20 protein-coding genes are annotated in these 26,540 nt (G+C 73.9%); 12 read left to right on the plus strand and 8 right to left on the minus strand.

The features are described from left to right. Nucleotides 1-221: 221 nt before the first annotated feature. From FHU28_RS07520 to FHU28_RS07530, 3 genes are read right to left on the minus strand one after another with little or no spacing between them, the layout of a single operon-like run. Entirely contained in the window at nucleotides 222-1,406 is a 1,185-nt protein-coding gene (locus tag FHU28_RS07520; protein ID WP_184682182.1) for an osmoprotectant NAGGN system M42 family peptidase, read from the minus strand. After that, the gene (gene ngg, locus FHU28_RS07525; protein WP_184682191.1) at nucleotides 1,403-3,241 is read right to left on the minus strand and encodes an N-acetylglutaminylglutamine synthetase; all 1,839 of its coding nucleotides are present in this window, start codon (nucleotides 3,239-3,241) and stop codon (nucleotides 1,403-1,405) included. Before ngg ends, FHU28_RS07520 begins: the two co-directional genes overlap by 4 nt. Nucleotides 3,242-3,243: 2 nt before the next feature. Beyond that, nucleotides 3,244-5,034 carry an N-acetylglutaminylglutamine amidotransferase gene (locus FHU28_RS07530; RefSeq protein WP_184682193.1) on the minus strand — a complete coding sequence of 597 codons (1,791 nt, stop codon included), beginning with the start codon at nucleotides 5,032-5,034 and terminating at the stop codon, nucleotides 3,244-3,246. Between the two features lie 205 nt (nucleotides 5,035-5,239). Here FHU28_RS07530 and FHU28_RS07535 point away from each other — a divergent pair, with 205 nt between their 5' ends. Continuing rightward, nucleotides 5,240-5,707: a hypothetical protein gene (locus FHU28_RS07535; protein ID WP_184682195.1), complete on the plus strand. Its 468-nt coding sequence runs from the start codon at nucleotides 5,240-5,242 to the stop codon at nucleotides 5,705-5,707. Then, a complete protein-coding gene (locus FHU28_RS07540) occupies nucleotides 5,704-5,970 on the plus strand; it encodes a hypothetical protein (RefSeq protein ID WP_184682197.1) in 267 nt (88 codons plus the stop codon). Before FHU28_RS07535 ends, FHU28_RS07540 begins: the two co-directional genes overlap by 4 nt. Nucleotides 5,971-6,003: 33 nt before the next feature. Here FHU28_RS07540 and msrA read toward each other — a convergent pair whose 3' ends face one another. Then, a complete protein-coding gene (msrA, locus tag FHU28_RS07545) occupies nucleotides 6,004-6,663 on the minus strand; it encodes a peptide-methionine (S)-S-oxide reductase MsrA (protein ID WP_184682199.1) in 660 nt (219 codons plus the stop codon). A 74-nt stretch (nucleotides 6,664-6,737) separates the two neighbouring features. Continuing rightward, nucleotides 6,738-7,151, minus strand: coding sequence for an HIT family protein (locus FHU28_RS07550; protein WP_184682201.1), 414 nt, complete (start codon nucleotides 7,149-7,151; stop codon nucleotides 6,738-6,740). Nucleotides 7,152-7,255: 104 nt separating this feature from the next. Between FHU28_RS07550 and FHU28_RS07555 the strand changes: the two genes are divergently transcribed. Genes FHU28_RS07555 through ilvA form a run of 4 tightly spaced genes read left to right on the plus strand, consistent with a single transcriptional unit; the run spans nucleotide 7,256 to nucleotide 11,987 of the window. After that, complete coding sequence (locus FHU28_RS07555) at nucleotides 7,256-8,398, plus strand: cystathionine gamma-synthase (RefSeq protein WP_184682203.1); 1,143 nt, start codon at nucleotides 7,256-7,258, stop codon at nucleotides 8,396-8,398. Between the two features lie 16 nt (nucleotides 8,399-8,414). Then, the gene (locus FHU28_RS07560) at nucleotides 8,415-9,827 is read left to right on the plus strand and encodes an amidase (RefSeq protein ID WP_184682205.1); all 1,413 of its coding nucleotides are present in this window, start codon (nucleotides 8,415-8,417) and stop codon (nucleotides 9,825-9,827) included. A gap of 52 nt (nucleotides 9,828-9,879) precedes the next feature. Beyond that, nucleotides 9,880-10,770 (plus strand): DUF4328 domain-containing protein, encoded by an 891-nt coding sequence (locus tag FHU28_RS07565; RefSeq protein ID WP_184682207.1) that lies wholly within the window; start codon nucleotides 9,880-9,882, stop codon nucleotides 10,768-10,770. Beyond that, nucleotides 10,767-11,987: a threonine ammonia-lyase gene (gene ilvA / locus FHU28_RS07570; protein ID WP_184682208.1), complete on the plus strand. Its 1,221-nt coding sequence runs from the start codon at nucleotides 10,767-10,769 to the stop codon at nucleotides 11,985-11,987. Before FHU28_RS07565 ends, ilvA begins: the two co-directional genes overlap by 4 nt. Before the next feature lie 132 nt (nucleotides 11,988-12,119). Here the strand turns inward: ilvA and greA are convergent, their stop codons facing one another. Then, entirely contained in the window at nucleotides 12,120-12,620 is a 501-nt protein-coding gene (gene greA, locus FHU28_RS07575) for a transcription elongation factor GreA (protein WP_184682209.1), read from the minus strand. A 144-nt stretch (nucleotides 12,621-12,764) separates the two neighbouring features. After that, nucleotides 12,765-13,199 (minus strand): DUF4307 domain-containing protein, encoded by a 435-nt coding sequence (locus FHU28_RS07580; RefSeq protein WP_184682210.1) that lies wholly within the window; start codon nucleotides 13,197-13,199, stop codon nucleotides 12,765-12,767. Nucleotides 13,200-13,437: 238 nt separating this feature from the next. On the opposite strand from FHU28_RS07580, the gene mca reads away from it, so the two are divergent. The 6 genes from mca to purE all read left to right on the plus strand — a co-directional run bounded on the left by mca (nucleotide 13,438) and on the right by purE (nucleotide 21,164). After that, entirely contained in the window at nucleotides 13,438-14,319 is an 882-nt protein-coding gene (gene mca, locus FHU28_RS07585) for a mycothiol conjugate amidase Mca (protein ID WP_184682211.1), read from the plus strand. A gap of 48 nt (nucleotides 14,320-14,367) precedes the next feature. Then, a complete protein-coding gene (locus FHU28_RS07590; RefSeq protein ID WP_184682212.1) occupies nucleotides 14,368-14,652 on the plus strand; it encodes a hypothetical protein in 285 nt (94 codons plus the stop codon). A 222-nt stretch (nucleotides 14,653-14,874) separates the two neighbouring features. Beyond that, a complete protein-coding gene (locus tag FHU28_RS07595) occupies nucleotides 14,875-17,364 on the plus strand; it encodes a putative bifunctional diguanylate cyclase/phosphodiesterase (protein ID WP_184689331.1) in 2,490 nt (829 codons plus the stop codon). Between the two features lie 50 nt (nucleotides 17,365-17,414). After that, nucleotides 17,415-19,451 carry a thioredoxin domain-containing protein gene (locus FHU28_RS07600; protein ID WP_184682213.1) on the plus strand — a complete coding sequence of 679 codons (2,037 nt, stop codon included), beginning with the start codon at nucleotides 17,415-17,417 and terminating at the stop codon, nucleotides 19,449-19,451. 64 nt (nucleotides 19,452-19,515) lie between these two features. Next, nucleotides 19,516-20,673 (plus strand): 5-(carboxyamino)imidazole ribonucleotide synthase, encoded by a 1,158-nt coding sequence (locus tag FHU28_RS07605; protein ID WP_184682215.1) that lies wholly within the window; start codon nucleotides 19,516-19,518, stop codon nucleotides 20,671-20,673. After that, a complete protein-coding gene (gene purE / locus FHU28_RS07610; protein ID WP_184682217.1) occupies nucleotides 20,673-21,164 on the plus strand; it encodes a 5-(carboxyamino)imidazole ribonucleotide mutase in 492 nt (163 codons plus the stop codon). The genes FHU28_RS07605 and purE overlap by 1 nt, the downstream gene beginning before the upstream one ends. Before the next feature lie 304 nt (nucleotides 21,165-21,468). Here the strand turns inward: purE and FHU28_RS07615 are convergent, their stop codons facing one another. Continuing rightward, nucleotides 21,469-26,376: a zinc ribbon domain-containing protein gene (locus tag FHU28_RS07615; RefSeq protein WP_184682219.1), complete on the minus strand. Its 4,908-nt coding sequence runs from the start codon at nucleotides 26,374-26,376 to the stop codon at nucleotides 21,469-21,471. Between the last annotated feature and the right edge of the window lie 164 nt (nucleotides 26,377-26,540).

A 26,540-nucleotide genomic window follows, 5' to 3' on the forward strand; every position in this document is an offset into this window, starting at 1 on the left:
CGGGTGGCTGTCGTGGTTTCGCCGCACCGCTGCCACACGGTCTCGACGATCCTGCAGGTGCCCGCCTCGCGGCGGACGGGTTTTCACTGTCGAGGACAGCGGCTAGCGGACAGCCACCTCACGAGTCCGATTGCTATACAAGTCTGGACCACCTCCTTTCCCGTGTACCGCCACGCTATCCACTTCCCGGCGGCCTCGGCAACGGGTTTCGATCACAAGCGTCAGTCCAGGCCGATCGGGCCCTCGCGTGGGCCCTCCTCGTGCGCGGGCTGCACCGCGAGCGACGGGAAGTCGGCCAGGTCGCCCTCCGGCTCGGCGTCCCACTCGGGGAAGACCAGCGGGCTCTGGAGGTAGAGGCAGAGCAGCTGGGTGAGCTGGTGCAGGCCGTCCAGGTGGGTGCGCTCGTGGCCGTGGGTGGCGTCGACGCCGAAGCCGAGGAGCGCCACCCGGGCGTGCGCCCCGGCCTCGACCGCGGCGGCCACATCCGAGCGGTAGTAGTCGAAGACGTCCCGGACCAGGTCGACGCCGTGTTCCTTGGCGATCGAGGCGAGGTTGCGGGTCAGGTGGTAGTCGAACGGCCCGACCCCGTCGCCCATGGCGAGCGTCGCAGCGGTCTCCCGGGACTGCTGGCCCGGCGCGACCACCGCCGCGTCGACCGAGACGATCTCCGCGACGTCCGGGTCCAGTCCGTGGCTGGCGCCGTGGCCGATCTCCTCGGTGACGGTGACCAGCAGGTGTGCGGTGACCGCCGGGGTGACCCCGGCCTCGACCATTGCCTTGAACGCGGTCAGCACCGCCGCCACGCCCGCCTTGTCGTCCAGGTGGCGGGACTTGACGTACCCGTTCGGGGTGATGGTCGGGTTGGGCAGGAACGCCACGAAGTCCCCGGCGTCGATGCCGAGCGCCCGCAGCCCGGCCTCGTCGTGCACCGCCTCGTCCACCCGCACCTCGACCAGCTCCCAGCCGACGCCCTGGAGGTCGACCGCCTCGTTGTAGCGGTGGCCGCTCGCCTTCAGCGGCAGCACCTGGCCGGTGACGACCCGCTCCAGGTCGTCGGTGAAGATCCGCACGTGGGCGCCCTCGGCGAAGCGGGCGCTGTGCGTACCGATCGGGTTGACCTCCAGCCGGCCGTTCTCCTTCAGCCGCTTCACCATGCCGCCGATGGTGTCGGTGTGCACCACGATCGCCCGGTCGGCGCCGGTCGACCGGGGGCCGGGCAGACAGGCGCTCAGCGCCCCGCGACGGGTCAGCGTGGAGCTGATCCCGATCGCGGAGAGCCGCTCGCCCACGTACTGCTGGATGTGGTCGGTGCGCCCCGACGGGCTGGGGATCTCCAGCAGCTCCACCAGCACCTGGCGGAGATAGTCGAGGTCGAGCTTGAGCGGTTGGGTTTTGCGTGCGGTCATGCCCCAGAGCCTGCCGCACCGGCAGGCGACCAGAGTCGCTGCGGTGCCCGGGTACCCGGGAAGAGCAGGTCGACGAAACGTTCGGCGGTCGGCTGCGGCTCGTGGTTGGCGAGTCCGGGCCGCTCGTTCGCCTCGATGAAGACGTGTTCCGGCCGGTCCGGGGCGGGGACCAGCAGGTCCAGCCCGGTGACCGGGATGTCCAGCGCCCGGCTCGCAGTGACGCACGCCTCGGCGATCGCCGGGTGCAGCTCGGCGGTCACGTCGTGGATAGTGCCGCCGGTGTGCAGATTGGCCGTCCGCCGGACCGCCAGCACCTCGCCCTCCGGGAGCACGTCGTGCATCCGGTAGCCGGCCTCGGCCACGACCTCGCGGGTCATGTCGTCGACCGGGATGCGGGACTCGCCGCCGGTGGCGGCCGCCCGGCGGCGGCTCTGCCGCTCGATCAGCTCGGTGATGTCGTGCACGCCGTCGCCGGTGATCTGGGCCGGGCGGCGTACCGCGGCGGCGACCACCTCGTGGTCGATCACCACGACCCGCAGGTCCTCGCCCGCGCGCAGCTCCTCGATCAGCACGTCCGGGCAGAACCGGCGGGCCAGCTCGACGGCCGCGGTCAGCGCCTCCGGCGTACGCACGCCGACGGTGATCCCGTTGCCCTGCTCGCCGCGCGCCGGCTTGACCACCACCGGACCCACGTCGTTCAGGAACGCCACGTCGTCGGGGTCGCCGGTGGCGGTGCGCCCGCGCGGCACGGACAACCCGGCCTCGGTGAGGATGCGCCGGGTCACCCGCTTGTCGTCGCAGCGGCTCATCGCCACCGCCGAGGTCAGCTCCGACAGCGACTCGCGGGTGTGGATGGTCCGGCCGCCGGTGGTCAGCTTCAGCTCACCCCAGTGCGGGTCGGTCACCTCCACCCGGATGCCGCGGCGCATCGCCTCGTCCGCGACGATCCTCGCGTACGGGTTCAGCTCGTCGTACCCCTGCGGCACGGCGGGCAGGAACAGGCGCTCGTTGATCGGGTTCTTCCGCTTCACGCAGAGCGTGCCGGTGCGGTGGAAGCCGAGGCGTTCGTACAGCCGGATCGCGCCCGAGTTCTCGGCCAGCACGGACAGGTCCACGAACGCCCGGCCGCGCCCGTCGAGCCGGTCGGCGAGCGCGGTGAGCAGCGCCTGCCCGGTGCCGGGCGGCGCGGTGTTGAAGTCCACGGTCAGGCACCACAGGCTGGCGCCGTTCTCCGGGTCGCCGAAGACCGCCACGTGGTCCACGCCGGTGATGGTGCCGACCACCTCACCGGTGGTGTCCTCGGCCACCAGGTGCAGGAACCGGTCCGTGCCGACGTTGTCCACCAGCACCTCGACCGGGGCGGTGACCATGCCGTTGCGCGCGTAGATCCGGTTCACCGCCTCGGCGTCGGCGGCGTCGCGTAGCGGCCGGACGGTCAGCCCGGGCACCTCGCCGCCCTCGGTGGCGGCGGGCCGCCTCTCACCGAGCGGCAGCCGGTAGGTCAGCGACGGGTCGATGAACAGCTCGTCCGGCAGCCGGGACACCAGCACGTGCGGGTCGCGCAGGTAGATGCAGATGTCCCGGGCGCCGACCGCCTCGGAGCGCAGCACGTCGGCCACGTGCACCTGGTCGTCGAACGTCTGCCCGAACACCAGCCGGCCCCAGCCGCAGTCCAGCACCACGCCCGAGGCGTCGGTGGACGCGGTCTCCGGCTGTCGCGGCTCCGGCGTACCCGGTGCGACCGGGTCACCGCCAGGGCCGATGCGTTCCCGGCGGCGCCCCAGCACCCGTTCCCGGTCGGTACGCGCCGTTCCGGTGGCGAGGGTGTCGGTCACTGTCAGTCGATTCCGTGGCTCTGGAGCCACATTTCCAGGAGTCCCAGTTGCCACAGCTTGTTTCCGTTCAACGGGGTCAGTTCGGCATTCGGGTCGGCGAGCAGCGCGTCGACGTAGTCGGCGCGGAACAGGTCCCGGCGGCGCGCCTCCGGCGAGGTGAGCGCGTCGCGTACCCGGTCGAGGAGCTTGCCCTCCAGGTGGGTGAGACCGGGCACCGGGAAGTAGCCCTTGGGCCGGTCGATGACCTCGTGCGGCAGGACCCGGCGACCGATCTCCTTGAGCACGCCCTTGCCGCCCTGGGCCAGCTTCAGCTCCGGCGGGCAGCTCGCGGCCAGTTCGACGAACTCGTGGTCGAGGAACGGCACCCGGGCCTCCAGCCCGTGCGCCATGGTCATGTTGTCGACCCGCTTCACCGGGTCGTCGGTCAGCATGACCTGGGTGTCGATCCGCAGGCCGGCGTCGACGGCGGTCTGCGCGCCCGGGCGGCCCAGGTGCGCGGCCACGAACTCCCGCGCCGGGTCGCCGTCGGCCAGCCACGCCGGGTTGAGCACCCGGGCCAGTCCGGCGGCGTCGCGGTCGAAGAACGCCTTCGCGTACGTCTCGAGCGCCTGCTCCCGGTCCACCCCGGCGAGCGGCGGGTACCAGTGGTAGCCGCCCAGGATCTCGTCCGCGCCCTGACCCGACTGCACCACCTTGACGTGCCGCGCGACCTCCTGGCTGAGCAGCCAGAACGCGACGCAGTCGTGGCTGACCATGGGCTCGCTCATGGCTCCGACGGCGGCCTCCAGCGGCGGCAGCAGGTCGCCGGTGGGCACCCGGATCTGGTGGTGGTCGGTGCCGAACGTCTTCGCGACCAGGTCGGAGTAGACGAACTCGTCGCCCTCCCGCCCGCCCACCGCGTCGAAGCCGATGGAGAACGTGGCCAGGCCGGAGCGGGCCTGCCCCTCGCCGGCCAGCAGCGCGACGACCAGGCTGGAGTCGAGGCCGCCGGAGAGCAGCACACCCACCGGGACGTCGGCAACCATGCGGCGGCGTACGGCGGTGGTCAGCGAGTCGAGCAGCGCGTCCTGCCAGTCCCGCTCGGACCAGCCGGCCCGCTCGGCGGCGCGGCCGAACGACGGATCCCAGTACACCCGCTCCTGGCTGGAGCCGTCCGCCTCGTACACCCGGACCGTGGCCGGCGGCAGCTTGGTGACGCCGGCGAGGATGGTGCGCGGCGGCGGCACGATGCTGTGGAAGCTCAGGTAGTGGGCGAGCGCCACCCGGTCGATGGTGGTGTCGATGCCGCCACCGGCGACCAGCGCCGGCAGGGTCGAGGCGAACCGCACCACGCCGGGGCTCTCGGCCAGGTAGAGCGGCTTGATGCCGAGGCGGTCCCGGGCCAGCACCAGGCGGCCGGTGTCGCGCTCGCTGATCGCCACCGCGAACATGCCGATGAGGTGGTCGACGAAGTCGAGACCCCACTCGGCGTACGCCTTGACCACGACCTCGCTGTCTCCGGAGGAGAAGAAGCGGTGGCCCTTGGCCTGCAGCTCCGCGCGCAGCTCCCGGTAGTTGTAGATGCAGCCGTTGAACACGCCGGTGAGCCCGGCGGCCGCGTCCACGATCGGTTGGCCGCTCGCGGCGGACAAGTCGATGATCTTCAGGCGCCGGTGTCCCAGCGCGGTCGGCCCCTGCGACCAGACGCCGCTGTCGTCGGGCCCTCGGTCACTCATCGTGGCCGCCATCCGCTCCACGGCCGAGACGTCGGCGCGTGAACCGTCACGGCGGAACTCTCCCGCAAGTCCGCACATACGAGCCAATGCTGCCAGAGGTTGTTTCGGTTCGCCTGTTGAGACGATGACGAACGTGTGACAGGTTGCTACGATGCGCCGTCACGCACGGTGGTCGCCGCCTGCGGCGTCGGTTCCCGCCCTCGGGTGCCGGATGCCGGAAATGGGCCGCGTCACCGATGTGAGGAACACCGCAGCCAGCTACTTCTGAAGTAGTGTTGATGTCATGTCGATGCCCTTGGAGTCGGTGCCGTTCTCCGAGCTGCTACGCCAGCCGGCCGAAACGGCCGAACGCCTGGCCCGTACCCGTGCGCTACGGCTGCGTCGCCGCGACGCCGCCGATCTGGTGCTGATGTCCGCGGAACGGGCGAAGGCGGAGGGCGAGGTGGTCGATCTGACCGCCCGGCTGCTGGCCGGCCTGGCACGTCGGGATCCCGCCCTGGTCCGCGAGACGTTGCCGACCGTGCTGCCCTGGATGCGGTTTCTGCCCCCCAGGGACGTCGAGCAGATGACCGACGAGTTCATCCACACGGCCACAGCGGCGGCAGCTGTCGGCAGCACCGCGGCGGTCTCCCAACTACTCGCCGAGTGGCGGCACACCGCCGAGGTTCACGCCGACCCCGACCTGCACCGGGTCCTGGCAGCGCCCAGCACCGACGACTTCGGGCCGGTCGCGCGCCCGTCCGGCGGGTGAGCGCGAAGCGCGGCGACCGGGCCGCGCCGCCTGCCCGCCCCGGCGGCTACACGTTGCGGTTCGCCACGAACGACGCGGCCAAAGGCTGGGAGGAACTGTGCCGCCAGGCCGCGGCCAACACCCGCGCGGCCTTCGACGCCATCGAGATCCGTCCCTGCCCATCCCCGCCGACCAGCCGCCAGCACCCCCTCAAGGGTTCCCTCGCCAACGCCCTGCACAACGGCAGGGAGGCACCGACTAGAGGCAGTCCGATCGGGCCCTGAGGGGCAGGGCCCGATCGGGGCGAGTCCGTCTGGCTACGCCGTGCGGGCCACGCCGACCGGGCAGCTCAGCCCGTTCGGGCCGTGGTTGCAGTAGCCGTTCGGGTTCTTCGTCGGAGCCAGGTACTGCTGGTGGTAATCCTCGGCGAAGTAGTAGTCGCCGAGCGGGGCGATCTCGGTGGTGATCTCACCCTTGCCGGCCCGGGCCACGATCGGCGCGAACGCGTCCCGCGACGCCTTCGCGGCGGCGGCCTGCTCGTCGGTGGTGGTGTAGATCGCCGAGCGGTACTGGGTGCCCACGTCGTTGCCCTGGCGCATGCCCTGGGTCGGGTCGTGGTTCTCCCAGAAGACCTTGAGCAGGTCCTTGTAGGCGATCTTCGACGGGTCGTAGACCACCTGGACCACCTCGGCGTGCCCGGTCATGCCCGAGCAGACCTCCTCGTACGTCGGGTTGGTGGTGTAGCCACCCGCGTAACCGGCGGACGTGGTGATCACGCCGGGGAGGGTCCAGAACAGCCGCTCGGCGCCCCAGAAACAGCCCATGCCGAAGACGGCGACCTGCGCGCCCTCGGGGAACGGGCCCTTGAGCGTCGACGGCAGGACCTCGTGCCGGTCGGCGATCGGCATCGCGATCGGGCGGCCCGGCAGAGCCTGGTCAGGAGAGATCATCTCGGCCTTCATGCGGCGGAGGAACACGGTGGGACTCCTCTCTTGGCTTTCCCAGCGTGCAACAGCGTCGGCCCCCGGTTCCTTACCCGCCCGCGCTCACGTCAGGCCAGCGCCGCCGAGATCCGCCCGGCGAACGTCCCGGCCTCGGCGTCGTCGGCGTACCGGGTACGCGGCCAGAAGAAGCCGCGCAGCCCGTCCCCCTTGGTCCTGGGCACCACGTGGGTGTGCAGGTGCGGTACGGACTGGGACACCCGGTTGTTCATCGCCACGAACGTCCCACCGGACCCCAGACCGGTCTCCACCGCCACGGCGATGCGCTGCACCAGCCGGAAGTAGCCGGGCAGCGCGTCGGCCGGCAGGTCGGCCAGGGTGACCAGGTGGGTGCGGGGCACGACGAGCACGTGGCCCTTGAACACCGGCCGGGTGTCCAGGAACGCGACCCCGTCCGGCTCGTCGGTGACCCGGACGGCCGGCACCTCGCCCGCCACGATCCCGCAGAACACACACCCGCTCATCTCTCCCAGCCTAGGTGCCGCCCGCCGACCCCGCCTGTGGGGCGGGGGCGGCGGGCCTGGGCTACCGGGCGCGGGGGAGAGGCGGGCGGACTAACGTCTGCGGCATGAGGCACGGCTTCGAGACACTCGCGATCCACGCCGGTCAGGCCCCGGAGGCCCGCACCGGCGCGGTGATTCCGCCGATCTACCAGACCAGCACGTACGCCCAGGACGCCGTCGGCGCGCCGCGCGAGGGCTACGAGTACAGCCGCTCCGGCAACCCCACCCGGGACGCGCTCCAGGAATGCCTGGCGGCGCTGGAGGGCGGCCAGGTGGGGCTCGCCTTCGCCAGCGGGCTGGCCGCCGAGGACACGCTGCTGCGGACCGTCTGCAAGCCGGGCGACCACGTGGTGATCCCGGACGACGCGTACGGCGGCAGCTACCGGCTGTTCGCCAAGGTGGCCGAGCGCTGGGGGCTGGCGTACACCCCGGCGAAGGTCTCCGACCCGGACGCCGTGCGCGCGGCGATCCGACCGGGCGCCACCCGGATCGTGTGGGTGGAGACGCCGACCAACCCGCTGCTCGGCATCGCCGACATCGCGGCGCTGGCCGCCGTGGCGCACGACGCCGGCGCGCTGCTGGTGGTCGACAACACGTTCGCCTCGCCGTACCTGCAGCAGCCGATCGCGTTCGGCGCGGACGTGGTGGTGCACTCCACCACCAAGTACGTCGGCGGACACTCCGACGTGGTCGGCGGCGCGCTCGTCTCCGCGGACCGCGCGCTCGGCGAGGAGCTGCGCTACCACCAGAACGCGATGGGCGCGATCAACGGCCCGTTCGACGCCTGGCTCACCCTGCGCGGCATCAAGACCCTCGGGGTACGGATGGACCGGCACTGCGACAACGCCGAGCGGATCGCGGCCTACCTGGACGGCCACGCGAAGGTCGCGCAGGTCATCTACCCGGGCCTGCCGTCGCACCCCGGGCACGAGGTGGCCGCCAAGCAGATGCGGCGGTTCGGCGGCATGATCTCGTTCCGCGCGGCGGGCGGCGAGGAGCACGCCGTGGAGATCTGCAACCGGGCCCGGCTGTTCGTGCTCGCCGAGTCGCTCGGCGGCGTCGAGTCCCTGATCGAGCACCCCGGCCGGATGACACACGCGAGCGCTGCGGGCTCGCCGCTTGAAGTTCCCGGCGATCTCGTGCGACTGTCTGTCGGCATCGAGACGGTCGACGACCTGCTAGCCGATCTGGAGCAGGCCCTGGGCTGACCGCTGGCTGGGGAGGGTGGCAGTGCCGGAGATCTTGCCGACGACGTGGGTCGGTGCGACAGCGAAACAGATCGCCCGGGCGGTACGCCGTGGCGACGTCTCCGCCACCCAGGTCGTCGCCGACCACCTGGATCACGTGGCCCGGGTCGACGCCGAGCTGGCCGCGTTCCGCACGGTACGCGGCGGTGAGGCGATCACCGAGGCCGAGAAGGTCGACGAGCAGGAGGAACTGGCGAACCTCCCGCTCGCCGGCGTGCCGGTGGCGGTCAAGGAGAACACGCCGGTGGCCGGCCTGCCCACGTGGAACGGGTCGGCCGCGATGCGTACCGGCGTGGCGGAGGCCGACCACGAGGTGGTCCGGCGGCTGCGCGGCGCGGGCGCGGTGATCCTGGGCGTGACCCGGATGCCGGAACTGGGCCTGTGGGCGCTCACCGACGACGCCACCGGGGCCACCCGCAACCCGTGGGACACGACGCGTACCCCCGGCGGCTCCTCCGGCGGCGCGGCCGCCGCGGTGGCCGCCGGGCTGGTGCCGATGGCCCACGGCAACGACGGCCTCGGCTCGATCCGTATTCCGGCGGCCTGCTGCGGCCTGGTCGGGCTCAAGCCCGGCCGGGGCGTGGTGCCCTGCCAGCTCGGCGCGGACGACTGGTTCGGCCTGACCGAGCACGGCATGCTCACCAGCACAGTGGCCGACGCGGTGGTCGGCTTCTCGGTGCTCGCCGGTCGCCGGCCGGACAAGCTGGTCCCACCGGCGCGGCTGCGGGTCGGCGTCTCGCTGCGCTCGCCGGTGCGCGGCGTCTCCCCGGACGGGCCGAACCGGGACGCGGTCGCCGCCGCCGGCCGGCTGCTCGCCGCCGCCGGTCACGACACCGTGCCCACCGACCCGGTCTACCCGACCCGGCTGGGCCTGCAGGGCATCGCCACGTGGTTCGCGGCGGCCGCCGCCGACGTGCGCGCCGCCGGGGTCGCCCCGCGCCAGCTCCAGCGGCGCAGCCGCCGGCACGTCACGCTGGGCGAGTGGGCGCAGCGCCGGGGGTACGTGCGGGAGGCCGACCGGACCGCCTGGCGCGAACGGTCGGTGAACTTCTTCGCGGACAACTCGATCGACCTGCTGCTCACCCCGGCGCTGGCCGGGCCGCCGCCGGAGGCCGCCGGCTGGTCCGGCCGCTCCTGGCTCGCGAACATGTCGGCGAACATCAGGTACGCCCCGTACGCGGCGCCGTGGAACATCGCCGGGCTGCCGTCGATCGTGGTGCCGGTCGGCCGCCGCCCGGACGGGCTGCCGGTGGGCGTGCAGTTCGTCGGCCCGCCCGGCTCGGAGCTGCTGCTGCTCGGCGTGGCCGGCCAGTTCGAGATGCAGGCGCCGTGGGCGCGGCACGCCCCCGGCTACCCCCGGATCGATACGGGGTCGCCGGCCGCCGCGTGATCGTCTAGCGTGTGCGCGCCCCTGTCGCGCACACCATCTCGGACGGTCCCCGATGCACTGCCAGACCTGCGGGGACGCCACGTCCCCGGCCTACGAGGAGTGCCAGCGTTGCGGAACGCGCGTCGGCCAGCCCGCCGTGGCCCCCGGCGCGCCCACCTACGGCGTACGCGGACTGGCCGTGGCCAGCGCGTTCGCGGTCGGCGCCGCCACCCTGTGCTACCTGCTGACGGCCCTGTTCCCCCTGGTGGGCGCAGAGATGGCCCGCTCGGCCGCCGAGCAGCTCGACCGGGACGTGCTGCTCGGCGTCGTGCTGGTCGAGGTGCTGTTCACCCTTCCCTACCTGCTCGCCCTGCTGACCGCCGGGACGCTCGTGGTGATCTGGACCTGGCGGGCACGCAAGAACCTGGACGCCTTCCCGGGCGCCGTGCCGAACCTGAGTCCGGCGTGGGCGATCGCCGGGTGGCTGGTGCCGTTCGCCAACTTCGTCGTGCCGGCCCGGGTGCTCGCCGACCTGCTCCGCAACAGCGTGTGGCAGCGCCGCCAGTCGTGGCTGGTCGGAGTGTGGTGGGTGAGCTGGCTGGTGTTCCTGATCGGTGACCGGTTCGTCGCGCGGGCCGAGCAGCAGCGGTACGACCGGCTGACCGAGCTGCCCCGCAACGACGCGGAGTTCGGCACGTACGTGCGCTTCTACGAGGAGGCGCTCGCGCCCCGGCTGACGCCGGCGGTGGCCTGTCTGATCGCCGGGATCGCGTTCGTCGTGCTGGTCCGCCGGATCTCCGCCGCCCAGCAGGACCGGCTCGCGCGGGCCGTGCCGGCGTGGCCCGGCTGGCCCGGCTCGGCCGGTCACCCGGGCTGGTCCGCCCCCGCCGCCGCGGTGCCGGGCGCGCCGCCGGCCATGTCGCCGCAGGTTCCGCCGGGACCGAATGGCACGATCGGGGCATGACGGAACTGGTCGGTCTCGCCGACGTTCAAGCCGCGCGGGAACTGCTCGGCGGTGTCACCCGTACCACCCCGCTGGAGCCGTCCCGGCCGCTCAGCGCGGCGTTCGGCGGGCCGGTCTGGCTCAAGTGCGAGAACCTGCAACGCGCCGGGTCGTACAAGGTGCGCGGCGCGTACGTGCGGATCTCCCGGCTCTCGGCCGAGGAGCGGTCCCGCGGCGTGGTCGCGGCGAGCGCCGGCAACCACGCCCAGGGGGTGGCGCTGGCCGCCGGCCTGGTCGGCGCGCACGCCACCGTCTTCATGCCGGTGAACGCGCCGCTGCCGAAGGTCGCCGCGACGAAGGGGTACGGCGCGCAGGTCGAGCTGGTCGGCAACACGGTCGACGAGTCGCTCGTCGCGGCGCAGACCTTCGCGGAGCGGACCGGTGCGGTGTTCATCCACCCGTTCGACCACGCGGACGTGATCGCCGGGCAGGGCACTGTGGCGCTGGAGATCCTCGAACAGTGCCCGGACGTGCGCACCATCGTGACCGGGGTGGGCGGTGGCGGGCTGGTCTCCGGGGTGGCGGTGGCGGCCAAGGCGCTGCGTCCCGACGTACGCGTGATCGGGGTCCAGGCGGCGAGCGCCGCCGCCTTTCCGCCCTCGCTGCGGGCCGGCGAGCCGGTACGTCTGCCCTCGTTCGCGACGATCGCCGACGGGATTGCCGTCGGCCGACCGGGGGAGCTGACCTTCACGCACGTCCGCAAGTTCGTCGACGAGGTCGTCACGGTCTCCGAGGAGGACATCTCCCGGGCGCTGCTGATGCTGCTGGAACGCGGCAAGCAGGTCGTCGAGCCGGCCGGCGCAGTCGGCGTGGCGGCGCTGCTGGCCGGCGCGGTGGAGGTGACCACGCCGGTGGTCGCGGTGCTCTCCGGCGGCAACATCGATCCGCTGCTCATGCTCCGGGTGATCGAGCACGGCCTGGCGGCGGCCGGCCGTTTCCTGCGGATCACGGTGCGCTGCACGGACCGGCCCGGCCAGCTCGCCTCCCTGCTCGGCGAGATCGCCGAGCACCGGGCCAACGTGGTGGACGTGGTGCACCAGCGGGCCAACCCGCACCTGCGTCTCGGCGAGGTGGAGGTGGCCCTGTCCGTGGAGACACGCGGGGTGGAGCACTCGGACACCCTGATCAGCGCGTTGCGGGCCAGCGGCTACCAGGTGGTCTTCACCGGCGAGGGCTGAGCATTCACGGTGAACGCGAACGCCCCGGCCGGATGATCCGGGCGGGGCGTTCGGGTGTGCGGCTCGGGTCCGAGGAGCCTGTCAGCCTCGGTCGGGTTCGGGACCCGAGCCATCCGGCGCGGGTCCGGAAGGTCAGCCGCTGTACGGCTCGAAGGAAACGATCGTCACCTTGATATCGGCGCCGCTGGGAGCGGTGTAGGTGCAGGTCTGCCCTGCCTTGCCGCCGAGGATGGCTCGGCCGAGCGCGGACTCGGGGCTGTAGACCGTCAGGTCGGTGGTGGCGGCGATCTCCCGCGAGCCGAGCAGGAACGTCTCGCTGTCGTCGGCGTCGTCGTCGAAGTAGATCTTCACGACCATGCCGGGCGCCACCGCGTCGGTGTCCGGAGCCTCACCGACCTTGGCGGTGCGCAGCAGCTCCTTCAGGTAGAGAATGCGACCCTCGGCCTTGCCCTGCTCCTCGCGGGCGGCGTGGTAGCCACCGTTCTCCCGCAGGTCGCCCTCCTCGCGCCGGGCGTTGATCTCGGCGGCGATGACCGGTCGATTGGCGATCAGCTCGTCGAGCTCTGCCTGCAGACGGTCGTAGGCGTCCTGGGACAGCCAGGTGGCGGGCGCCTCGTTTCCATTTGTGGACACAGGCGGTCTCCTCGGTTGGTGCGGACTGGCTGACAGGTGAACTTGCAAGGCTACCAGTGCCGCACACGTCGAGGTGTGATCAATCACCCCGGTGCCGGCGGCGGGACCGGGGTGCGGTTGCCGGCGGCTCGCCGGCGCTCCGGCTCAGCCGGCCGGCCGGCAGCGCAACACCTCGCCGATGAACGGCCGGGCGCTGGTGGGCACCTCCTGGCGGGTCCGGATGTGGCGCTGGCCCGGCTCGGCGGTCACCGTGGTCTCGACGCTGCCCACCTGGGCGCCGTCGTGCGAGCGGGCCCGCAGCAGACAGGTGGCGGAGCCACCCGGCGGCACGGTGACCCGGAAGTCGACAGTCACCCGGGAGTCGGTGATGTCGGAGTAGCTGATCATCTCGCCCTGGTACTCCGGGTCGCCGTACTGGTAGTAGAGCTTCGCCGCGCCCAGCCCGAGGACGGCGAGCAGGACCGTCACCGTCAGGGCGAGCAGGAGGGGCCGGCGGCGGCCCGGCTCCCGGCGTCGGCCGTACCGGCCGGGCGGGAAGACCGGCGCTCCCGCTGCGACTGTGGCGTGCGTCTCGCTCACCGGCGGGTATCTCCTGGCGTTGTTGTCGGCGGCATCGGCAAGAATGGCTAGGTCCATCTTCCCAGCCCGGCGCTGAGTCAAGGATGGCAGGTCGGCCTGGACCGGCGGGCGTGGCCCTGGCCACTCCGGTGGCGGCCCCCGACCGGCCGTCACGGGGGCTTTCGCGGGCGCGGGGGGAGATTCCGGCAGGTCAGCCGACCGGACGTGGGTCGGCGGGCACAGACGAGGAGCGCCGAAGGTGGCAGAACAGCTGCGTCTCATGGCGGTGCACGCCCATCCCGACGACGAGTCGAGCAAGGGCGCCGCCACCATGGCGAAATACGTCGCCGAGGGGGTGGACGTCCTGGTCGTCACCGCGACCGGTGGCGAGCGGGGCAGCGTGCTCAACCCGAAGATGGACCGCCCCGACGTGTGGGCCAACATCGGTGACATCCGGCGGGCCGAGATGGACGCCGCCCGGGCCATCCTCGGCGTCGAGCAGGCGTGGCTGGGCTTCGTCGACTCCGGGCTGCCCGAAGGCGACCCGCTGCCGCCGCTGCCGGAGGGCTGCTTCGCCCTGCAGGACGTGGACGCCGCCGCCGCGCCGCTGGTGCGCCTGATGCGGCAGTTCCGCCCGCACGTCGTCACCACGTACGACGAGGAGGGCGGCTACCCGCACCCCGACCACATCATGACGCACAAGATCACCGTGGCGGCGTTCGACGCGGCCGGTGACCCGGAGCGTCACCCCGAGCTGGGCGAGCCGTGGCAGCCGCTCAAGCTCTACTACGACGTGGGCTTCTCCCGCGCCAAGATCATGAGCCTCCACGAGGCGGTGCTCGCCGCCGGGCTCGAGTCGCCGTACGGCGAGTGGATGAAGCGCTGGGACGAGCGCCCCGACAAGGGTGCGCGGATCACCACCCGCGTCGAGTGCGCCGACTACTTCCCGGTCCGCGACGACGCCCTGCGCGCCCACGCCACCCAGATCGACCCGGACGGGTTCTGGTTCCAGGTGCCGATGGAGCTGCAGAAGCGCGCCTGGCCGACGGAGGACTTCCAACTCGCCCGATCGCTGCTGGACAGCCCGCTGCCCGAGTCCGACCTGTTCGCGGGCGTCCGTGAGGCGTGCCGTGCCCACTGACCCGGCCGGGGTCTACCCTGGTGCTCAGTCGCACATCGGAGGAACACCATGCTGACCACCGTCGAGGTGCTCGCGCAGAACAACTTCGGTGACACCCGCACGGGTGGTCTGGCCGGTCCGATGGGCCTCTTCCTCATCCTCGCGCTGGCCACCGTCACCGTCCTGCTGATCCGCAACATGAACGCCCGGCTGCGCCGGCTGCCCGACCGCTTCCCGCAGCAGGGCGGCCCGGACCGGGCCGATTCCGCAGTCGCCGATCCGACAGAAGGGCTCGTCGAGCAGGATTCACCGACGAACGCGCCCAGCGGCTCCCAGCAGCGCCGGAACAGCTGAACACCGCGTGAATCACGCCCAAGCCGGTCGTCGCCCCCTGTTGCGACCACCGGCTTTGGCTTAGCCTTCCGCCGGGGGGACCGTCAGGCCCCGGACCCTGCGCGGAAGGGGGACGCCGATGTCGAAGGCAACACCGGCCCCCGGCCATGCCCCCGCCCGGCCCGGTGACGGGGCGGCCCCGTGACCACCGAGCCGGCCGACCGTCCCCCGGACCGGGTCGGCCTGCGCGGGACACCGACGGGCGTCGTCGTGTTGACCGTCGCGGTCGCGTTCACCGGTCTGCTGGCCGCCGTGCTCGGCCTCGTCGTCCCGTCGCACCTTCCGGTGGACCAGCCGCTGCCCGGCCCGGCGCGGTTCGGTATCGCCACTGTCGCGTTCGCGGTGGCCCAGCTCGCCCGGCTGCGCTTCCGTACCGCGTCGGGCATGGTGAGCATCACCTGGGGCGAGGCCGCGCTGGTGGTCTGCCTCTGGCTGGTGCCGGCCGGCTGGCTCCCGGCCGCGGCCCTGCTCGGGGCGGGCGCCGCCTGGACCGTCATGTCGGTGGTCTCGGACCGTCGACCGGCCCTGGAGCTGGCGGGGATCGCGGGCTCGCTCACCGCCGCCACCGCGCTGGCAGCGGCCGTCGCGACCGCCCTCGGCCCGCCGCTGCTCGCCGCGCCCACCCCGGAGCTGGCGCTCACGCTCACCGCCGCCGCGGTGACGTACCTGCTCACCACCGCCTTCCTGGGCGCCGTGACGCTCGCGCTGCGGCACGGCATCCCGATGGGGCCGCCGCTGTTCGCCGCGCTGCGCGGCAAGCTGCTCATGTTCGTCGGCAACGTGGCGGTCGGCCTGGTGGTGGTCGCGCTGCTCGAACTCGACGCGCGCTGGCTGCTGCTCCTGCCGCCGCCGCTCTGGCTGCTCCAGCAGACCTACCGGCACCGGCTGCGGGCCGACCAGGAGCGGCGGACCTGGCGGGCGTTCGCCGAGGCCACCGCCGCGCTCAACCAGCTCGACGAGCGGGGCGTGGCGACCGCCGCGGTGACCGGCGCGCTCAACCTGTTCGGCGCCGAGCTGGTCGAGGTCGACGTGGCCCGGGGAGAGGGGCGCTGGCGCCGGTACCGGGCCGATCGTGGCGGGCAGGTCCGCGACCGGGAGGTGGAACCCGTCGGGTGCGCCGGGGTCGCCGAGCACGAGTTGGTGCGGAAACTCGTCGTGGGCCCCGCCGAGGTGGGCCGGCTGCGGGTGCGGTTCGCCCGGTCCGCCCCGCCGAGCGCCCGGGAACGCGACGGCGTGGCGGCCTTCGGGGACGCGCTCGCCGCCGCCCTGCACGACGCCGCCACCCACCGGGAGCTGCGACTGGTCACCGCCCGCTCGTCGTACGACGCGGTGCACGACCAGCTCACCGGCCTGCTGAACCGGGCGGCGCTGCTCGCCAAGGGGGACGAGGCGTTGCGGCAGCGCCCGCACGACCACCCGGTGGCCCTGCTGCTGCTCGACGTGAACCAGTTCAAGGAGGTCAACGACACGCTCGGGCATTCGGCCGGCGACCAGCTGCTGCGGCTCACCTCCAACCGGCTCGCCGCGCTGACCCGGCCGGGTGACCTGCTCGGGCGGCTCGGCGGCGACGAGTTCGCCCTGCTGCTCACCTCGGTGCCGATGGTCGAGGACCGCGCGGCCCCGCTGGCCTACGCGCTGCGCCAGGCCCGGGAGGTCGCCGAACGTCTCGCCGCCCCGACCGAGGTGGCCGGGGTGCGGATGTCCGTCGAGGTGGCGGTGGGCGTGGTGGTGGCCGACGCGGGGGCGGCCGACCTGACCGAGTTGCTGCGTCGCGCCGACATCGCCATGTACCAGGCGAAGGAGGGCGGCGGCAGCGTCGCCGTGTACGACAGCTCCCGCGACGCGGCGAGCACCGACCACCTGGCGTTGCTCGCGGAGATGCGGGAGGCGCTGGCCGCCGACGACCAGCTGGTGCTGGCGTTGCAGCCGGCGGTGGACCTGGCCACCGGCGCGCCGACCGGCGTGGAGGCGCTGATCCGGTGGCGGCACCCGCGCCGGGGCTGGCTCGGCCCGGCCGACTTCATCCGCCCGGTGGAGAACAGCGAGCAGCTCGGCAGCTTCACCCGGTACGTGCTGGACAAGGCGCTGGCCGTGGCGTCCGGGTGGGCACGGGAAGGGCTGGACGTCCCCATCTCGGTGAACCTGTCGGCGCGCAGCCTGCTCGACCCGCGACTGCCCGCCGAGATCGACGAGGCGCTGCGCCGCCACCAGGTGCCGCCGCACCGGCTGGTCCTGGAGATCACCGAGACGGTGGTGATGAGCGAGCTGGAGGTCATCGACGAGGTGCTCACCACGCTGCGCGCCATGGGTGTGCAGCTCGCCGTGGACGACTTCGGCACCGGCTTCTCCTCGCTGACGTTCCTCACCCGGATCGCCGTGGACGAGCTGAAGGTGGACCGGTCGTTCGTGCTCCGGATGGCCGACTCACCCGAGGCGGCGGCGATCGTCCGGACCACCGTCGGGCTGGCCCACGAGCTGGGGCTGCGGGTCGTGGCCGAGGGCGTCGAGACCGCCGAGCAGCGCACCGCGCTGGCCGAGCTGGGCTGCACCGCGGCGCAGGGCTACCACTTCTTCAAGCCGATGCCCGCCGACAAGATCGCCGCGGTGCTCGGGTCGCTGCGCGACGCCGCCCGGGGCAACGTGTACCCGCTGCGCGCCGACGGCGCTTCCTGATCCCTGCCGCGCCGACGGCGTCGGACGGCGATGGTGGATAGGGTCGGGTGGTGAACCGACTCGCCGAGGCCACGTCGCCCTATCTGCTCCAGCACGCCGACAACCCGGTCGACTGGTGGCCCTGGTGCGACGAGGCGTTCGCCGAGGCGAAGCGGCGCGACGTGCCGGTGCTCATCTCGGTCGGCTACGCGGCCTGCCACTGGTGCCACGTGATGGCCCACGAGTCGTTCGAGAACGAGGCAGTGGCCCGGCTGATGAACGACGACTTCGTCTGCGTGAAGGTCGACCGGGAGGAGCGCCCCGACGTCGACGCGGTCTACATGACCGCCACCCAGGCGATGACCGGGCAGGGCGGCTGGCCGATGACCGTCTTCGCCGCGCCGGACGGCACCCCGTTCTTCTGCGGCACGTACTTCCCGCGCGCCAACTTCATCCGCCTGCTCGGCTCGGTCGCCGCCGCCTGGCGCGACCAGCGCGAGGCGGTGCTGCGCCAGGGCGCCGCCGTGGTCGAGGCGATCGGCGGCGCGCAGGCCGTCGGCGGCGTGACCGCCCCGCTCACCGCCGACCTGCTCGACGCCGCCGCGAGCCAGCTCGCCCGGGAGTACGACGAGACGAACGGCGGTTTCGGCGGCGCGCCGAAGTTCCCGCCGCACATGAACCTGCTCTTCCTGCTCCGGCACCACCAGCGCACCGGCTCGGCCCGCAGCCTGGAGATCGTCCGGCACACCTGCGAGGCGATGGCCCGCGGCGGCCTCAACGACCAGCTCGCCGGCGGTTTCGCCCGCTACTCGGTGGACGGCCACTGGACCGTGCCGCACTTCGAGAAGATGCTCTACGACAACGCCCTGCTGCTGCGCGTCTACACCCAGCTCTGGCGGCTCACCGGCGACCGGCTGGCCCGCCGGGTGGCCCGGGACACCGCCCGGTTCCTCGCCGACGAGCTGCACCGCGCCGGTGAGGGCTTCGCCTCGGCGTTGGACGCGGACACCGAGGGCGTCGAGGGGCTCACCTACGTCTGGACCCCCGACCAGCTCGTCGAGGTGCTGGGGGAGGACGACGGCCGGTTCGCCGCCGACCTGTTCGAGGTCACCGCCGAGGGCACGTTCGAGCACGGCAGCAGCGTGCTGCGGCTGGCCCGGGACGTCGACGACGCCGACCCGGCGGTGCGGGCCCGCTGGCAGGACGTGGTGGGCCGGCTGCTCGCCGCCCGGGACACCCGGCCCCAACCGGCCCGTGACGACAAGGTGGTGGCCGCCTGGAACGGGCTCGCGATCACCGCCGTCGCCGAGTTCCAGCAGGTCGCCGCGCTGCTCGTGTCGCCGGACGACGAGGACGCGAATCTGATGGACGGCGTGCTGATCGTCTCCGACGGCGCGATGCGGGACGCCGCCGAGCATCTGGCCGCCGTGCACCTGGTGGACGGCCGGCTGCGCCGGGTCTCCCGGGACAAGGCGGTCGGCGAGCCGGCCGGTGTGCTGGAGGACTACGGCTGCGTCGCCGAGGCGTTCTGCGCGATGCACCAGCTCACCGGCGAAGGGCGGTGGCTGACACTGGCCGGCGAGCTGCTCGACGTGGCGCTGGCCCGGTTCGCCGGTCCGGACGGCGCCTTCTACGACACCGCCGACGACGCCGAGCGCCTGGTCACCCGGCCCGCCGACCCGACCGACAACGCGACCCCGTCCGGCCGATCGGCGATCGTCGCGGCGCTCGTGGCGTACGCGGCACTGACCGGGGAGACCCGCTACCGGGAGGCGGCCGAGCAGACGCTGACGACAGTCGCGCCGATCGTCGACCGGCACGCCCGGTTCACCGGGTACGCGGCCACCGTCGGCGAGGCGCTGCTGTCCGGGCCGTACGAGATCGCGGTGGCGACCGGCGACCCGGAGGGCGACCCGCTGGTGGCCGCCGCCCGGCGGCACGCCCCGCCCGGCGCGGTGGTGGTGGCCGGTGCCCCGGACCAGCCCGGCGTGCCGCTGCTGGCCGGGCGGCCGTTCGTCGACGGGCGGCCCGCCGCGTACGTCTGCCGGGGCTTCGTCTGCCAGCGCCCGGTGACCACCGTCGAGGAGCTGGTCGCGCAGCTCGGCTGAGTGGAGTGGGCCGGGCCGCCCTCACGGTCCGGCCCGGCACCGGCCCTTATAGGCTGGCGGCGCTATGGACTCCCGTACCGGTCTCCCCGTCGTGGGCATGGTGGGTGGCGGCCAGCTGGCCCGGATGACCCACCAGGCCGCCATCGCCCTCGGCCAGTCGCTGCGCGTGCTGGCGCTCGCCCCGGACGACGGCGCGGCGCTGGTCGCCGCCGACGTCCAGTACGGCGACCACACCGACCTGGCCGCGCTGCGCACGTTCGCCAAGGGCTGCGACGTGGTCACCTTCGACCACGAGCACGTGCCCGACGAGCACATCCGCGCCCTGGCCGACGAGGGCGTGAAGCTGTTCCCGCCGGCCGAGGCGCTGGTGCACGCGCAGGACAAGCGGGTGATGCGGGAACGGCTCGGCGAGTTGGGCGCGCCGAACCCGGCCTGGCGTCCGGTGGAGTCCCCGGCCGACCTGATCGCCTTCGGCGAGGAGACCGGCTGGCCGGTGGTGCTCAAGGCCGCCCGGGGCGGCTACGACGGGCGGGGCGTCTGGATGGTCGACGACGCGGCCCAGGCCGCCGAGCTGGCCGCCACGCTGCTCGCCGGTGGCACGCCGCTGCTGGTCGAGGAGCGGGTGAAGCTGCGCCGCGAGCTGGCCGTGCAGGTGGCGCGGTCACCGTTCGGGCAGGTCGCCGCGTACCCGGTGGTGGAGACCGTGCAGCGCGACGGCATCTGCGTCGAGGTGCTGGCGCCCGCGCCCGACCTGCCGGAGGAGCAGGCCGTCGCCGCGCAGCAACTCGCCATCGACCTGGCCACCGCGCTCGGCGTGGTCGGCCTGCTCGCGGTGGAGCTGTTCGACACGCCGACCGGACTTGTCGTCAACGAGCTGGCCATGCGGCCGCACAACTCCGGGCACTGGACCATCGAGGGGGCCCGGACCTCCCAGTTCGAGCAGCACCTGCGGGCGGTCCTCGACTACCCGATGGGGGACACCTCGCTCACCGCGCCGGTCGTGGTGATGGCGAACGTGCTCGGCGGCGAGCCGGGCGGCATCTCCATCGACGAGCGGCTGCACCACCTGTTCGCCGCCGAGCCCGGGGCCAAGGTCCACCTGTACGGCAAGCAGGTCCGCCTGGGCCGCAAGATCGGGCACGTCACGGTGCTCGGCAACGACCTCGAGGACGTACGGGCCCGGGCCGCTCGTGCCGCCCGCTGGCTCCAGGAGGGGCACTGATGAGCACCGTCGGGCTGATCATGGGCAGCGACTCGGACTGGCCGGTCATGCGGGCCGCCGCCGAGGCGCTGGACGAGTTCGGCGTGCCGTACGAGGTCGGCGTGGTCTCGGCGCACCGCACCCCGGTCAAGATGATCGAGTACGGCCGGGCCGCCGCCGGTCGCGGGGTCCAGGTGATCATCGCGGGCGCGGGCGGAGCGGCTCACCTGCCCGGCATGGTCGCCTCGGTCACCCCGCTGCCGGTGATCGGCGTCCCGGTGCCGCTGAAGTACCTGGACGGGATGGACTCGCTGCTGTCCATCGTGCAGATGCCGGCCGGCGTGCCGGTCGCCACCGTCTCGATCGGCAACGCCCGCAACGCCGGCCTGCTGGCGGTACGCATCCTGGGCGCCTCCGACCCGGTGCTGCGCGAGAAGATGGCCGCCTACCAGGCGAGCCTGGAGGATCTGGTCGCCGAGAAGGAAGCCGCGCTGCGCGCCTCCCTGACCTGACCGTTCGTCACTCTGCGCGCTCGGCATGTCTGGTCACTCAACGTGACTGGCTCGGGCGGGCGGGTGTTGTGCCCTCCGACGACTTTGCTCTGCAGCCATCGGGGCAACACCGCTCCGAGCTGCGACGCGACAATTTGTCCCTGACGGCTTCGCGAGGCTGGTCGACACGTTCGGTGACTGCTGCGTCGGTGGGTGCAGAGCAAAGTCGGCAGAGGAACACCATCTCTGCCGCGGCTCGCCGCCACGGAACGTGACCGGACGGGGTGGTGGGCCGGGCGCGTCGGCCCGGGGCGGGCCGGACGGCTCACCGCATGCCGCGCAGCGCTGTCTGCAGGCGCTCCTGGGCGCGGCGGCGACGCTCGTTGCTCGCGCCGAGCACCAGCAGCACGATGCCGACCGGGATCAGCACCAGCCACGGGCCGAGGCTGAACAACGCGTGCACGGCCGCGATCGCGGTCACCGTCGCGCCCACGATCACCGGCGCCTGCTGCCGGCTGGTCGAGCCGAAGATGAGCACCGCGACGGCCCCGAGCAGCAGCAGCACCTGGCGCAGCATGCTGGATTCGGTGGCGATCACGATCGCCAGCGTCGGCAGGAACGCGGTGACCAGCGCCGGCCCGTACGCCACCCAGCTCGACAGGTCGGGCCGGTGGCGCAGTTGCAGCACCCCGACCAGCAGCGCGAGCGCCGCGAACGGCAGCGTGTACGCCTCCGGCAGCGCCACGTCAGCCACCCGCATCAGGATCCACCAGGCGCTGATCTCGCAGGCCACGACCGCCCAGAACAGCAGGTTGCGCTCCATCGGCCGCCGCCCCGGACGGGTGGCCGCCACCCCGAGGACCGCACCCCAGGCGGCCAGCAGCGCGGCGATGTGCCGGGGCGAGTCGTACGCCAGGGCCAGCGCGATGAGCGCCGCCCCGAAGCCGCTCCACTCGACGGTGGCCGCCTCCCGGTACGCCTCGGGGCGGCGCAGCCGGGGCAGCGTGGCGGCGAAGACCTGCAACGCCGCGCCGACAGCGAGCACCCCGAAGGCGGACCAGACCGCGGCGAGCCCGGACTTCAGGCCGACGGTGAGCACGAAGAGCTGGGCCATCAGCGAGCCGAACAGCCAGCCCAGGATGCGGGCGCGCTGGGTGGTGCCGAACAGCGCGGCGACGGTGCCCACGCCGACCGCGCCACCGAGCGTGAAAACGGTCAGGTCGCTGGTGGCGAGGCTGCCGGCGAGCCCGGCGCCACCGGCGGCCAGCCCGAGGGCGAAGACCAGCACCCGGGCCACCCGGATCGACCGGCCCGGTTCGGCCAGCGCCGGCGGTGGGGTCAGCGCCAGACCGAGCATCGAGATGGTGAACACCGCCAGCGCGGCCAGCGCGGTCACCGGCCAGCCCCGGCCGAGCGCCACCGGCGTGATCAGCAGCGTGATCGCCGCCCCGGGCAGGATCACCGGCACCGCACGGGACCGTCGGCCGCCGCTGAACCCGGTGGCGGCGAGCGCCGCGGTCACGGTCAGCAGCAGCGCGGTGAGCACGTGGGTGGGATTCACCGCGTTCGCCGGTGGGGTCAGCAGCTCCGGTGGCGGCCCCTGCCACACCCGGCTCAGCACCGCGAACGGCGAGAACAACGCCACGACCAGCGCGGGCGCCAGCGTGGCCAGCGCCAGCGCGGTGGGCAGCGCCGCGGCGGCGAGCGCGCCGGCAGCCGGGCTGACCCGCCAGCGCAGCACCGGATCGTCCGGGTCACGGCGCATCGCCCCGTTCAGCAGGACCGTCCAGCGGCGTACCGGCCGGGCCGAGCCGGCGGGCGGGACGGTGGCCGCCCGTACCAGTTCGGCGAGTACGCCGAGCAGCGCGGCGGCGGCGGCGAACACGCCCGCCGGCAGGCCGACCGCGAGCGCGGCGGCAGCGGTGACGGTGGCCGCCCCGACCACCGCCACGCTGGCGAACGGCAGGTACTGGGGCACCAGCCGGCGTACGGCCGCGATCGCGGCCAGGCCGATGCTGGTGGCGGCCAGCGCGGCGGTCAGGACCACCTGGGGCGGATGGCCGAACGCGGCGGCCAGGGCGGCCACCGCGCCGGGCAGGGCGAGCAGGGCGGCGCCCGCGCCGGCGCCGCCCACCTGCACCAGGTGCGGCGGCATGCCCTCGGTGCGTACGTCGTCCACGAGCGACGGCGCGAGCGTGCGGGCCAGGGCGGCGACTGTCGCCCCGATCAGCGCGATGCTGCCGAGCGCCAGCGCTGTGGTTCCCGGCCGCACCAGCCCCGCCCCGGCCGCGTGCAGCGCCACCACACCGGCCACCGTGGCCCGGGACAGCGAGGCCCGGGGATCGACTGCGGCCACGGCCGCCATGCCGTAGACAGTGGCCACCATGGCGCCGACCAGCACCGGGGACCACCAGGGCAACTCGAACGCGGCGGGCGCGCCCACCGTGGCGAGCACGACGGCCAGGCCCGACACGTCGTACTTCCACGGCGCCGGCAGCAGGACGGCGGCGGTCACCGCGAGCAGCACCAGCGCGACCGGGGCCTGCCAGGTCGACCCGCCCGTCGGCGCGGCCGGCCACCCGCTCAGGTCCCCGGCCCAGATCGGGCCGGGGGTCGCCAGCACGCCGAGCCCGCCGCGCAGCGCGCTCCAGGCGGCGATCAGGCCGAGGAGCAGGCCACCGGCGGCGATGCCGAGGATCGGTCCGCGCCGCCACTCCTCCGGCAGCGCGCGGGCGGCCACCGCCACCAGCAGCACCAGCGCGGAGGCCACCACGAGCTGACCACCGGGGGCGAGCACCGCGGCGATCCGGGCCAGCGTGGCGACGAGCGCCACAGTGGTGGCTGCCAGGGCCAGGTCGGACCCGTCCAGCGACATGTCGGCGCGGCGCCCCGCGTCGATGCGCGGGGCGAGCGCCAGCAGGGCGGCGGCGACCATGAGCAGACTGCCCACCCAGGCGTCCGCCGAGGTGGCGCCCGGCGCCCCGAACGCGGCGGCGGCGACGGCCACCGCGCCGAGCACGGTGCCGAGCGCGTGCGGCATGCTCAGGTGCCGCTGCGCCACCTGCACCAGGGCGGCGTAGCCGAGCGTGACACAGACGGCGAGGAAGCTCGCCGCGAGGATCGGAACGGTGACCTCGCGCAGGTTCGCCGGAGTGGCGATCGGTGGGGTCGGCGCGGTGGCGGCGACGAACGCGGCGACGGCACCCGGCAGGGCGAACGCCGCCCCGCCGGCCGCCCAGGCGCAGACGGTGTCGGTCGCGGCGGCGGCCAGCCGGACCCGTGGGGCGAGGGAGACCAGCGCCCCGGCCAGGAAGAGCAGCGTCAGCGCCGCGGCAGTCAGCGCCGGCCGGGCGAGCGCGGCGCCGGCGCCCATCAGACCCAGCCCGGCCGCGGTGACCGCGTGCGTCACCGCGGCTCGTTCGGTGCCGGCGCTCAGCCCGAGCACCCCGACGGCGACCGCTGTGAGCAGCATCGGCCAGCAGGCCGCCGTCCACCCCAGGCCGAGCGACGCGGGTACGGCGAGCGCGGTGAGCGCCGCGCCGACCACCGCGAACTCCCGCCGGATCTCGGGCGGCAGCGCGATCACCGCGGCGACGGTCAGCAGCAGCGCGCTGGCGGCGAGCTGCCAGCCGGTCGGGCCGACCGCCCGGGCCAGCTCGGCGTGCCACCCGCTCAGGTCCGCCGACCAGGCCGGCAACGCGGCCCGGACCGGCGCCAGCCCGGCGCGCAGCGCGCCACCGGCGACCACCAGGCCGCTGACCGTGAGCGCCACCGCCGACGCGATCTGCGGACCCCGCCGGGCCGCCTCCGGTACGGCCCGGACGGCGAGCCCGGTCAGCGCGATGACCGCGGAGATCAGCAGCAGGGACCGGCCCGGCAGGGCCACCGAGGCGACCCGGCCGAGCGCGCCGATCACCGCGAGCGTGAGGATGCCGGCGCCGACGTCGGGCAGCGGCGGCCGGCGCAGCACGAGCGTTCCGGCCAGCGCGACCAGGGCGGCGAGCAGCAGCGTCGTACCCGCGGCGGCGGCCGGCGGGACGGTGGTGGCGCGCAGCAGGCCGGTGACCGCGTACGCCAGCGCGACAGCGACCGCCACACCGTGCAGCAGCCAGGTCAGCTCGGACAGCCACGGCACCGGCCGGGCGGTGGCGGCAGGCTCCGGAGGAGTCTCACCGCCGAGCACCTCGCCGGCCTCCTCCGGCGCCGACTCGGGCCGGTCGTCGTCGGCGCGCTGCCGGGGCGCGACGGGTGAGGGCGGCTCGGTCGCGGGCAGGTCACGCCGGACCGGCCGCTCGCGTACCACCGCCGAGCGGACGAGCGCGAGGTCGAGCACGGCCACCACTGTGAGTACCAGCGCCCAGCCGACCGGCCCGGTGATCCGCTCGTACGCCAGCAGCGGCAGCACCGGCTGGGCGGCCAGTACGGTGGCGAAGCGTGGGGCGCGCAGACCGGTCCCGTACGCGTACCCCAGGGCGACGAGCGTGGTGACCAGGAAGATCGATCCGGCGAACGCGGCGCCCGAGGAGCCGCCGCCGATCCGGTCGACGGCCCAGAGCGCGTACCCGGCCAGCGGCACCAGCAGCAACCCGACCGCGGCGATGGTCTCGGCGGTGGAGGTCAGCCCGCGCCGGGCCAGGACCGGCGGGGCGAGCAGCATCAGCGCCGTCGCCACCAGCAGTACGCCGAGCCGCGCCAGCGCGTCCATCGAGCTGGTGGCGACCGCCGCGAAGACCACCGCGGCCACGCCGAGCAGGAGCGCGCCCAGCCCCAGCGGGATGTTCTGCACCTCCCGCGAGGACGCCTCAGGCGGGTGCTCCGGGTCGTCCGCGTCCAGCCACCGCGGGCGGCCGCGCGGCGGCGACGGCGGCAGGTCCTCCGGAGGGCCGGGCGGCGGCGTGCCCTGGCGGGGCACCCGGGGCGGCGCGCCGGTGGCGGCGGTGGGCGGCCGGCGGCCGGGGCGGCGGCGCAGCACCCGGCGCGGCCGGGTGGCCTGCCGCATGCGTTCCTCACCGGCGTGCGCGAGGATGTCCCGCTGGAAGAGGGCGGCCTGCATCTTGGCGGCGATCTGCCGCTGTTCCCGGGCGATCTCGGCGTCGCGGGCCTTCATCTCGGCGATGGACCGTTCGATGTCTGCCAGGTGCTCGGCCCACTGCGGCTGATGCGCGCCGCAGTGCGGGCAGACCACGGCGGGCTTGATGTCCTGCCCGCACGAGGGGCACCTGAAGCTCTCCACGACAGTCTCCCGTCCGCCCGTGCCCTCGCACTGTGGACCTCCCAGAGGCAGCATGCCTTGAGCGGGCCGGGATTTCGACAGTTGCAGGCGCGTTCCGGACAACAAAAAGGACCGGCCCGGTCGGGGATGGTGTCCCCGGCGGGCCGGTCCGGCCGGTCAGCGGG

The organism is Micromonospora echinospora, from assembly GCF_014203425.1.
Lineage (GTDB): Bacteria > Actinomycetota > Actinomycetes > Mycobacteriales > Micromonosporaceae > Micromonospora > Micromonospora echinospora_A.